The following is a 1,507-nucleotide window of genomic DNA, read 5'->3' as shown; positions in this document are numbered from 1 at the left end:
CGTCCTCCCCTGGGGCACCCTGGGCATCAACACCAATGGCGAGGAGACTGACCAGTTCCACTTCAACAACCAGCGCTTCGGCGGCAAGGTTGCCAGCAACACCACGTACCTGCTGGTCGCACGCCTGAGCAAGACCGGCGACAGCCCCACTTACAACAAAGCCGACGTGTGGGTGAACCCTGGCACCTCCGACAGTGCCGCGCCACAGAGCAGTATCAGCGTGACCGGCAGCCCCACCGGATCCGCCTACCGCTTCTACAAGCTGGGCTTCCAGTCCAGCCAGCAGCTCAGGCCGCTGCTGATCGACCGCATCCGCATCAGCGACACCTGGGAAGGCTTGTTCGCGCAATAGACGCACCATAACGCCATCAGCCCCCGCACTGGATCACCACCAGATCGGGGGGCTGATGCGTTTTCGCGCAAATCGGGTAGAATCCCCGCCCGTCAAGACTTAACCCCGGAAACATTCACGATGAAAACCGCACAGGAATTCCGCGCCGGCAACGTGATCGACATCGGCGGCCAGCCGATGGTCGTGATCAAGACCGAGTACAACAAGTCCGGCCGCAACGCGGCTGTCGTCAAGATGAAGATGAAGAACCTGCTGACCGGCCAGGGTCAGGAGTCGGTCTACAAGGCCGATGAAAAGTTCGACCAGATCGTGCTCGAGCAGAAGAAGGCCACCTACTCCTACTTCGCCGACCCGATGTACGTGTTCATGGACGAAGAGTTCGAACAGTACGAAGTCGAGCAGGAAAACCTGGGTGACGTCATCAACTTCATCGAAGACGGCATGACCGATGTCTGCGACGTGGTGCTCTACCAGGGCAAGGCCATCTCGGTCGAACTGCCGACGACCATCGTGCGTGAAGTCGCCTACACCGAGCCGGCCGCCCGTGGCGACACCTCCGGCAAGGTCATGAAGACCGCCAAGCTGAACAACGGCTTCGAGATCCAGGTCGCCGCCTTCATCGAGACCGGCGAACGCATCGAGATCGACACCCGCGACGCCAGCTTCAAGGCCCGCGCCAAGGGCTGATGCACGGAGCCGCCATCGGGCGGCGACGGCCAGCTCAGGAAAAGGCCCGGCAGCATCTCCGCTGCCGGGCCTTTTTCATGGCCGGAGCACACGTTTCAGGACGGCACATCCTGACGCAGCGCCGAGCGCACCAGCTGGCCCACCGCCGCCGCCCGGCTGATCAGCAGCGCCGCGAAGATCAGGCCGCAGCCGGCCAGCTGCATGCCGGTCATGGTCTCGCCGAACCATGCCGCCGACAGCAATGCCGTCCACACCGGCTCCACCACCATGATCACCACGCCGTGGCTGTGCGCGGACAGGCTCTGGGCATAGGTCTGGATCAGGAAGCGCGCCGCCGAGCCGATCACCGCGCTGGCCACCACCCAGCCCGCCAGCACCGGCCCGAAGCTGTCGATGGTCGGCTGCCAGGGCTCGCTGCCGAAAGACAGCAGCGCCGACAGCAGGCCCACCACGGTGAGCACGATGGCG

3 protein-coding genes are annotated in these 1,507 nt (G+C 63.8%); 2 read left to right on the top strand and 1 reads right to left on the bottom strand.

The genetic code is table 11. The features are described from left to right. Together C5O18_RS10555 and efp are read left to right on the top strand one after the other, a co-directional pair. Nucleotides 1-352: hypothetical protein (locus C5O18_RS10555; RefSeq protein WP_158249327.1), on the top strand; the 352-nt coding region annotated here is incomplete at its 5' end. A gap of 120 nt (nucleotides 353-472) precedes the next feature. Next, the gene (gene efp, locus C5O18_RS09435) at nucleotides 473-1,039 is read left to right on the top strand and encodes an elongation factor P (RefSeq protein ID WP_105193374.1); all 567 of its coding nucleotides are present in this window, start codon (nucleotides 473-475) and stop codon (nucleotides 1,037-1,039) included. A 95-nt stretch (nucleotides 1,040-1,134) separates the two neighbouring features. On the opposite strand, the gene C5O18_RS09430 is transcribed toward efp, so the two are convergent. Then, on the bottom strand, nucleotides 1,135-1,507 hold a 373-nt coding region (locus tag C5O18_RS09430; protein ID WP_158249326.1), incomplete at its 5' end, for an EamA family transporter.

It is taken from the genome of Amnimonas aquatica, assembly GCF_002943415.1.
Lineage (GTDB): Bacteria > Pseudomonadota > Gammaproteobacteria > Pseudomonadales > Moraxellaceae > Perlucidibaca > Perlucidibaca aquatica_A.
Note: the sequence above shows the minus strand (reverse complement) of the source record. Positions and strands in the feature narration are given on the sequence as shown.